Origin of the sequence: Peptostreptococcus anaerobius VPI 4330 = DSM 2949, assembly GCF_000381525.1 — a bacterium.
Lineage (GTDB): Bacteria > Bacillota > Clostridia > Peptostreptococcales > Peptostreptococcaceae > Peptostreptococcus > Peptostreptococcus anaerobius.
The window spans coordinates 76,676-86,481 of sequence record NZ_KB906610.1; the positions used below are offsets into that span (position 1 = coordinate 76,676).

The window sequence follows — 9,806 nt, forward strand, 5'->3', positions numbered from 1 at the left end:
TTGAAACTCGGTTTTTTAAGATTGAGAAAAAGTTCTTGTAGTTGAAAATCAAAGGGTTCACAATTTTATAAAAAAATCAAGCCATAAAAGTCATTAAACACTTATTTTGTATATTACGGTTAATAAAGTGGGCTCGCAAAGGTAAATTTCTGCATTTAATTACAAAGAGCGAGGTGGATTTTTAATCGTATACTCATAAATTAACAAATGCAATCAAAATTTAATTTAGTGAGGTGAAGATTGTGCTACCACATCCAGTCACGATTGGAAAAAGAGAAAGAATGAGCTTTTCCAAGATCAAGGAAATAGCTGACGTGCCTAACCTTATAGAAATCCAGGTGGATTCTTATAAATGGTTCTTGGCAGAGGGCTTAAAAGAGGTATTTATCGATATGTCTCCAATTGAAGATTACACAGGTAATCTAATATTAGAGTTCGTTGACTACTCTTTAGATGAAAAGCCAAAGTACGATATTGAAGAATGTAAGGAAAGAGATACTACTTACTGTGCTCCTTTGAAGGTAAAGGTAAGACTTATCAACAAGGAGACAGGAGAAATCAAGGAACAGGAAGTATTTATGGGTGACTTCCCTCTAATGACAGACAGGGGTACATTCATAATAAACGGTGCTGAGAGAGTTATAGTTTCACAGCTTGTAAGATCTCCTGGTGTTTACTATGCAGAGGAAAGAGACAAGGCTGGTAACAGACTTATATCTTCTACAGTAATACCAAATAGGGGTGCTTGGTTGGAATACGAGACAGACTCAACAGGTGTAATATCTGTAAGAGTTGACAGAACTAGAAAGCAGCCAGTTACAGTTCTTCTAAGAGCCTTAGGAATTGGTTCAGATGCAGAAATCCTAGAATTATTAGGAGATGATGAGAGACTAAGACTTACTCTTGAAAAGGACAATACTACTAATGTAGAAGAAGGTCTAGTAGAGATATACAAGAAGTTAAGACCAGGTGAACCACCGACAGTAGAGAGTGCTTCTTCACTATTAAACTCACTGTTCTTCGATCCAAAGAGATACGACCTAGCCAAGGTTGGACGTTACAAGTTCAACAAGAAGCTTGCCCTAAGATACAGGATCATGGACAAGATAGCTGCTAGAGATGTAGTAAATGAAGAAACAGGTGAAGTATTTGTTAAGCAGGGCGAAAATATAAGCTTTGAGACTGCAACAGCAATCCAGAATTCAGGAATAAATGCCGTTTGGGTAAGTGTTGCTGAAGACAAGGAAATAAAGGTTATAGGTAACAACTTTGTAGATATCAGAGCCCATGTTGACTTTGATATAGACGAACTAGGTATCAAGCCAGAGGTTCATTATCCAACTTTAAAGGAAATCCTAGACAAGTATGAAGATGATGAAGAACTTAAGGAAGTAATAAAGGCCAACCACAAGATCCTATCACCAAAGCATATATTATTAGATGATATCATAGCATCTATATCATATGAATTTGGCCTATTCTATATAATAGACGGTAAGGAGAGAGTTGGTAATATAGACGATATAGACCACCTAGGAAACAGAAGAATCAGATGTGTAGGTGAACTACTACAGAACCAGGTTCGTATAGGTTTTTCTAGAATGGAAAGAGTCATCAAGGAAAAGATGACAGTTCAGGACATGGAATCTATGACTCCACAGGCCCTTTTAAACATCAGACCAGTGTCTGCTGCTATTAAGGAATTCTTTGGATCATCACAGCTTTCTCAGTTCATGGACCAGACAAACCCACTATCAGAACTAACACACAAGAGAAGACTTTCAGCTCTAGGACCAGGTGGTCTATCAAGAGAAAGAGCAGGCTTCGAAGTGCGTGACGTTCACCACTCACACTACGGTAGAATGTGTCCGATAGAGACTCCAGAAGGTCCAAATATCGGTCTTATAAACTCACTTTCTACATATGCGAAGATAAATGAATATGGATTTATAGAATCTCCATATAGAAAATACGACAAGGTAAATAAGGTTGTAACTGACGAAATACACTACCTAACAGCAGATGAAGAAGACCTATATGTTAGAGCCCAGGCCAATGAACCACTTAATGAAGATGGTGGATTCATAAATAACAGGGTAATCTGTAGAACTGTACTAGGTGCTGTTGAACTTGTATCAGAGGATAGGGTAGACTACATGGATATCTCTCCTAAGCAGGTTGTATCAGTTGCCACAGCCATGATACCTTTCCTTGAAAACGACGACGCCAACAGAGCCCTAATGGGATCAAACATGCAGCGTCAGGCGGTACCTCTAGTGAGAAGAGAAGCTCCTATCATAGGTACAGGAATAGAGTATAGAGCAGCTAAGGACTCTGGAGCAGTTGTCGTATCAAAGAACGATGGTGTTGTTGATAGAGTATCAGCTGATGAAATAGTAATAAAGAAGAACAACGGAGACAAGGATAGATACAAGTTGCTTAAGTTCAAGAGATCTAACTCAGGTACTTGTGTAAACCAGACTCCTATAGTAACAAAGGGAGAACTAGTAAAGGCTGGAGACGTTATAGCTGACGGTCCTGCAACAGACCTAGGAGAAATTGCCCTTGGTAGAAACTGTCTGATAGCCTTCATGACATGGGAAGGTTACAACTACGAGGATGCCGTCTTAATCAACGAAAGACTTGTAAAGGAAGACAGATTATCTACTATCCACATCGAAGAATACGAATGTGAAGCTAGAGATACAAAGCTTGGACCAGAAGAAATCACTAGAGATATACCAAACGTAGGTGAAAATGCAATCAAGAACCTAGACGAAAGAGGTATCATCAGAATAGGTGCTGAGGTAGACTCAGGAGACATCCTAGTAGGTAAGGTTACTCCTAAGGGAGAAACTGAGCTGACAGCTGAAGAAAGACTTCTAAGAGCAATCTTCGGTGAAAAGGCTAGAGAGGTTAGAGATACTTCATTAAAGGTACCACATGGTGAATCTGGTATTATAGTAGACATCAGGATATTTACTAGGGAAAATGGAGACGACCTATCTCCAGGAGTAAACGAACTAGTAAGATGTTACATAGCTAAGAAGAGAAAGATAAAGGTCGGAGATAAGATGGCCGGACGTCACGGTAACAAGGGTGTTATCTCAAGAGTCCTTCCAGAAGAAGATATGCCATTCATGGCAGATGGTACTCCTATGGACATAGTACTGAATCCACAGGGTATACCTTCTCGTATGAACATCGGTCAGGTCCTAGAAATGCACTTGGGACTAGCTGCTAAGAAGCTAGGCTGGCATGTTGCTACATCAGTATTTGATGGAGCCAACGAGTACGATATCATGGACGCTCTTGAAATGGCAGGCTACCCAAGAGATGGTAAGCTACAGTTATTCGATGGACGTACAGGTGAGACATTCGACAATAGAATCACAGTTGGTTATATGTACTACTTAAAGCTACACCATCTAGTAGATGACAAGCTACATGCAAGAAGTACAGGACCATACTCACTAGTAACTCAGCAGCCACTAGGTGGTAAGGCTCAGTTCGGTGGACAGAGATTCGGGGAAATGGAAGTTTGGGCCCTAGAAGCATACGGTGCATCTCACATCCTTCAGGAAATCTTGACAGTTAAGTCAGACGACGTTAAGGGTAGAGTTGAGACTTATGAAGCTATCGTAAAGGGTGAAAACATACCTGAGCCAGGAATGCCAGAATCATTCAGAGTATTGATGAAGGAATTACAGTCACTTTGCCTAGATGTGAGTGCTCTTGACCAGGACGGCAAGATCATAGACATCAAGGAATCTGTTGATGAAGAAATACCAGAAGATTTTAAGATAGAGAGCATAGTGCCAGAAGATATAGAAGAAACTCATGTGATTGAGGAAGTTGAAGAAGATTCATATGACTATGAAGAAGAGGAATTCTCTGCTGATGCAGAAGATGAAGAAGACTTCATGGAAGATGATGAGTTTGAAGAAGACTTTGAAGATGAAGAGTTTTAGTAGATAAGTAAATCCTTGGTGCATCCTTTCCAAAATGATGGATGCATCAGAGGTTTTGATATTATTTGCTAGCTAGAGGGTAACAGGAAAAATGTGGAGTATGTTTTGATATAGAGCATATTAGAGCCACTGAATATAAATTAGTATCGAAAGAAGGGAGAGAACTCCTTGTTTGAATTAAACAATTTTGAGTCGATAAAGATAGGTCTTGCTTCACCGGAAAGAATCAGACAGTGGTCAAGAGGGGAAGTCAAGAAACCAGAAACAATTAACTATAGAACACTAAAGCCAGAGAAGGATGGTCTATTCTGTGAAAGAATATTTGGACCTACTAAGGACTGGGAATGCCACTGTGGTAAGTATAGAAGGGTAAGATACAAGGGCGTAGTATGCGACAGATGTGGTGTCGAAGTTACTAAGGCCAAGGTAAGAAGAGAGAGAATGGGTCATATAGAGCTAGCTGCTCCTATGTCTCATATCTGGTACTTCAAGGGTATACCATCAAGAATGGGACTACTACTTGATATGTCACCAAGATCTCTTGAAAAGGTACTTTATTTTGCATCATATGTAGTAATCGATCCAGGGGAAACAGGTCTTGCCCACAAGCAGGTCCTAACTGAGAGAGAGTACAGAAATGCAGTAGAAAAGTATGGTTATGACTTTGAAGTAGGTATAGGTGCAGAGGCTGTCAAGAAGCTTCTTGAGAGAATAGACCTAGACCAGCAGTCAAAGGAACTAAGAGAAGACCTAGTAGATGCTACAGGTCAGAAGAGAATAAGAACAATCAGAAGATTGGAAGTTGTTGAAGCCTTCAAAAAGTCAGGCAACAAGCCAGAATGGATGATACTTGAGGCTATACCAGTAATACCACCAGACCTAAGACCTATGGTTCAGTTAGATGGTGGTAGGTTTGCGACATCTGACCTTAATGACCTTTACAGAAGGGTTATAAACAGAAACAACAGACTAAAGAGACTTCTTGAGCTAGGTGCTCCAGAAATCATCGTTAGAAATGAAAAAAGAATGCTACAGGAAGCAGTAGATGCCCTAATAGACAATGGTAGACGTGGTAGACCAGTTACAGGACCTGGTAACAGACCACTTAAGTCTCTATCAGATATGCTAAAGGGTAAACAGGGACGTTTCAGACAGAACCTACTTGGTAAGAGAGTTGACTATTCTGGTCGTTCTGTTATCGTAGTTGGTCCAGAACTAAAGTTCTACCAGTGTGGTCTTCCAAAGAAGATGGCTCTTGAGTTATTCAAGCCATTCGTAATGGACAAGCTAGTAGAAAAGGGATATGCCCACAATATCAAGTCTGCAAAGACTATAGTAGAAAAGGTAAAACCAGAAGTTTGGGATGTGCTTGAAGAAGTAATCAAGAGCCACCCAGTCCTACTTAACCGTGCCCCTACTCTACATAGACTTGGAATTCAGGCCTTTGAGCCAGTTCTAGTTGAAGGTAAGGCTATCAAGCTTCACCCACTAGTGTGTACAGCCTATAATGCCGACTTCGACGGTGACCAGATGGCCGTTCACGTTCCGCTATCAGTAGAAGCCCAGGCAGAAGCAAGATACCTAATGCTATCAGTAAACAACATACTAGCACCTAAGGATGGATCTCCTATTACGACTCCTTCACAGGATATGGTTCTTGGTTCATACTACTTGACTATAGAAGCTCAAGAAGGTGCTAAGGGAACAGGTTCAGTATTCAAGGACTACAACGAACTACTACTTGCATACTTCAACCACAAGGTAGAAATACATGCAGCAGTTAAGCTAAGAGTTACTCTAGAAGATGGTAGAAAATCTCTAGTAGAGTCAACTGTAGGTAGGTTTATCTTCAATGAAGGTATACCTCAGGACCTTGGATTTGTAGATAGAGAAAAGGATCCATTTAGCCTAGAAGTAGACTTCCTTACTGACAAGAAGTCACTAGGAAAGATTATAGATAAGTGCTTTAGAAAGCACGGAAATACTAAGACTGCAGAGCTACTTGACTATGTTAAGTCAATGGGTTACAAGTACTCAACAGTAGGTGGTATAACAGTTGCCGTTGCAGACATGGATATACCAGAGGCTAAGTATACATATATCAAGGAAGCAGAAGCCCTAGTAGACAAGTACGAAAAGGCCTACAGAAGAGGTCTAATATCTAATGACGAAAGATACGAAAAGGTAATCGAGACTTGGACAGAGACAACTGAGAAGGTTACTGATGCCCTAATGGATGGACTAGACAGAATGAATAACATATTCATAATGGCCCATTCAGGAGCCAGAGGTTCTAAGAACCAGATAAGACAGCTGGCTGGTATGCGTGGTCTGATGGCCAATGCATCTGGTAAGACAGTGGAAATTCCGGTTAAGTCTAACTTCCGTGAAGGTCTATCAGTTATGGAATACTTTACATCTTCACATGGTGCCAGAAAGGGTCTTGCCGATACAGCCCTTCGTACAGCCGATTCAGGTTACTTGACAAGAAGACTAGTTGACGTCAGCCAGGACGTTATAGTTAGAGATATAGATTGTGGTACTACTGAAACTACTGAAATATTTGCTATCAAGGATGGAAATGAAGTAATCGAGGAAATCAGAGATAGAATAGTTGGTAGATACACAATAGACCCAATCATTGATCCTGCTACAGGTCAGGAATTAGTACCAGCAGACACAATGATCCTAGAAGATGACGCAGACAGAATAGTTGCTGCAGGCATCGAAAAGGTAAAGATAAGAACAGTACTTAATTGTAAGACTGAACACGGTGTTTGTGCTAAGTGTTACGGTAGAAACCTTGCAACTGGTAAGCCAGTAAACATCGGTGAATCAGTAGGTATAATAGCTGCCCAGTCAATCGGTGAACCGGGTACACAGCTTACAATGCGTACCTTCCATACAGGAGGAGTTGCCGGTGGAGACATCACTCAGGGTCTTCCAAGAGTCGAGGAATTGTTCGAGGCTCGTAAGCCAAAGGGTCTTGCAGTCATCACAGAGATATCTGGTACAGTACAGATAGATGAATCAGGCAAGAGAAAAGAAGTTATAGTTACATCTGCAGATGGTGAATCTGAAGTATATCCAATACCTTATGGTTCAAGAATAAAGGTAAAGAACGATATGTATGTTGAAGCCGGAGAGCCACTTACTCAGGGTTCTATCAACCCTCATGATATAGTAAGGGTAAATGGTATCGGTGGAGTTCAGGAATACATCGTTAAGGAAGTACAGAGGGTCTACAGACTGCAGGGTGTTGATATCAACGACAAACATATAGAAGTAATCGTAAGACAGATGCTATCTAAGGTAAAGGTTGAAGATCCAGGAGATACAGACCTACTACCAGGTGGATACGAAGAAGTTCTTACATACAACAAGTGCAATGAAGAAGCAATAGCTAAGGGACTTAGACCAGCAGTAGCTAAGAGAGTCCTACTAGGTATTACTAAGGCATCACTTGCTACAGACTCATTCCTATCAGCAGCATCATTCCAGGAGACTACAAGAGTCCTTACAGACGCTGCTATCAAGGGTAAAGAAGACCACTTGATAGGTCTAAAGGAGAATGTAATCCTTGGTAAGCTGATACCAGCAGGAACAGGTATGAAGAAGTATAGAAATATAGCGATAGAAAAAGACGAACCAGAAGTTGAAGAAGTTGAAGAAATTGAAGAAGTTGAAGAAATTGAAGAAGTTGAAGAAATTGATGTAGCTGAAGACGATATGATGGTATAGTCTAAAAAGACCCCCGAGTGGGGTCTTTTTTTATAAATTTTTAAAAAGTGAAAGAAAATTACACACAATCAAAAAGAGAGGTGTTAATCTCTCTCTTTGATTTATAGTTTTATCTATATAAGAAATCTATATTTTCTGTTGGAGTTATTATGTCTGATGAATCAACCTCTGCATTGTTAAGTATATAGCCATAGATACTATTTTTAGATATAGCCCCATATGATTTTGGCATCTTATTTTTAAAATATCCTACAACATTCATTTTATGCCAATTACCGTCTGTTTTAACTAATGATAACATATGTTCATCATTATGAATTTCAAACGCCTTTATTCCCATTCTAAGCATAGCCTGATTGAAAGTGTATGTATATCCCTCACAAACTGCTGTCTGATAATCTGATAATGAATATGGACTATGTGACCTTAGTATATTTTCTTTAGACATATCCGTTGTATTTTCGTTATATGGATATGTTATTTTAAGATACCTTGCAAACCTCAAAGATTTTTCTTCTTGTGTAGTTAATTCATTAGCCCCTGATTCTGCTATCATTCTATCTATTACATTTAAGTTTGATTTGTATTTATCTTTATTATAAACTTCTTTAGTTAAATTACTGTGTGTCATTCCCATTATTATTTCTATAGTTTTGAAATTAGTTCCGTCAATGTTTTCAACTTCTTGATCCATAGCAAAACCTAAAGATCTTGCAAGCATCATTAATGACTTGTTTGAATTAACATTCTTGTCTACAACAATAGTTTTTAAGTTGCTATTGCTGTCTACTGACTTATATATTTGGTGATTTAATTAAGAAAAAATTAAGCTTTAATTAGGTTTGATTATTAGCTTTACCATTAAACAAAAATAGCAAGAGCATTAAGCCCTTGCCATTTTTTATAAGATATTACTTATAAAGATAATTTATCTTTTCAGTAGGAGTTATTATATGTCTAGATCCTACTATTTCATTATTAGATATAGTTTTCTGTGTAAAAATTGGAACGGTATCATAAGTCAATTCTATCTTAACATCCTCCTTTGCATAACCAGATACATCTAAATATGTCCATTTATTATCTAGATTAGCTAACACCTGCATATGGTTGCTGTCATGAACTTCATGTGAAACAATCCCCATTCTTAACATGGCTTGATTAAATGTATATGTATAACCCTCACATACAGCAGTTCCATAGTCTGATATGGAATAAGGACTTCTTGATTTAAGCTGATTTTCAACACTAAAGTTATTTATATCAGTATTATAAAAATAATTTATTTTTAAATACTGGGCGAACCTTATTGCCTTTTCTTTTTCTGTTTTCATTTCATTAGCACCAGAAGCATTTATCATAGTATCTATCTTAGATAGATTTGACTTATATTTTTCCTTATTATAGACTTCTTTAGTCTTCATGCTTTGAGTTATTCCCATAATTATCTCAACAGTCTTGTACTTGTTGTTTCCAACATTTTCTACTTCCTGATCTAAACCGAAACCTAAAGACCTTGCTAACACTTTAAATGCGTCATTTGAATTGACTGCACTATCGACTAAAACCTTTCCCGTATCAAGACCCTCATTTTTCAATCCATTGAATATATATCTATCATAGTCCTGCTGTGTTGCAAAGTACTTCATTGAACTAGGCTTAACATACAAAACGCTTGTACCATTAACCCTAAAAGCATTAACCTCTTCTCTTGTACTTAATATGCTGTAGCCAGATGGTATACTTTTTTCTACTGATTCGTAATTCAACTTGTCTACAACAACAGTTTTCAAATTGCTATTGTTGTCTACTGACTTTATTATATATGTGTACTTGTTTTCTGCTGGCTTTGGAGGTGTTACAGGACCAGGATTTGGCTTTGGAGGTGTTACAGGACCAGGATTTGGCTTTGGATTTACTGATGTTCTACCATATATAATGTTTTCAACTGGAGTAGATAACATTCCACCTATTATAAACCTGCTCTTTATATCCTTGATGTAGTTTTTCTGGCTTTCTGACATACTAGAGCCTACAAGCATAATTGATGTATTCGCTTTGGCATTAAGTATATTTATTGATGAAAGTGCATCT

At 38.5% G+C, this 9,806-nt stretch carries 4 protein-coding genes; 2 read left to right on the forward strand and 2 right to left on the reverse strand.

The window, feature by feature from the left end:
• Positions 1–281: 281 nt before the first annotated feature.
• Positions 282–3,971 (forward strand): DNA-directed RNA polymerase subunit beta, encoded by a 3,690-nt coding sequence (gene rpoB / locus F823_RS0103300; RefSeq protein WP_019595377.1) that lies wholly within the window; start codon positions 282–284, stop codon positions 3,969–3,971.
• Positions 3,972–4,139: 168 nt separating this feature from the next.
• On the forward strand, positions 4,140–7,712 hold the full coding sequence (gene rpoC, locus F823_RS0103305; RefSeq protein WP_019595378.1) for a DNA-directed RNA polymerase subunit beta': 3,573 nt from the start codon (positions 4,140–4,142) through the stop codon (positions 7,710–7,712).
• Positions 7,713–7,821: 109 nt separating this feature from the next.
• Here the strand turns inward: rpoC and F823_RS0103310 are convergent, their stop codons facing one another.
• Both F823_RS0103310 and F823_RS11305 read right to left on the reverse strand, forming a co-directional pair.
• Complete coding sequence (locus F823_RS0103310; RefSeq protein WP_242831486.1) at positions 7,822–8,406, reverse strand: hypothetical protein; 585 nt, start codon at positions 8,404–8,406, stop codon at positions 7,822–7,824.
• A 217-nt stretch (positions 8,407–8,623) separates the two neighbouring features.
• Positions 8,624–9,806, reverse strand: a 1,183-nt coding sequence (locus tag F823_RS11305; RefSeq protein ID WP_242831487.1) for a hypothetical protein, incomplete at its 5' end; no start/stop codon positions are given.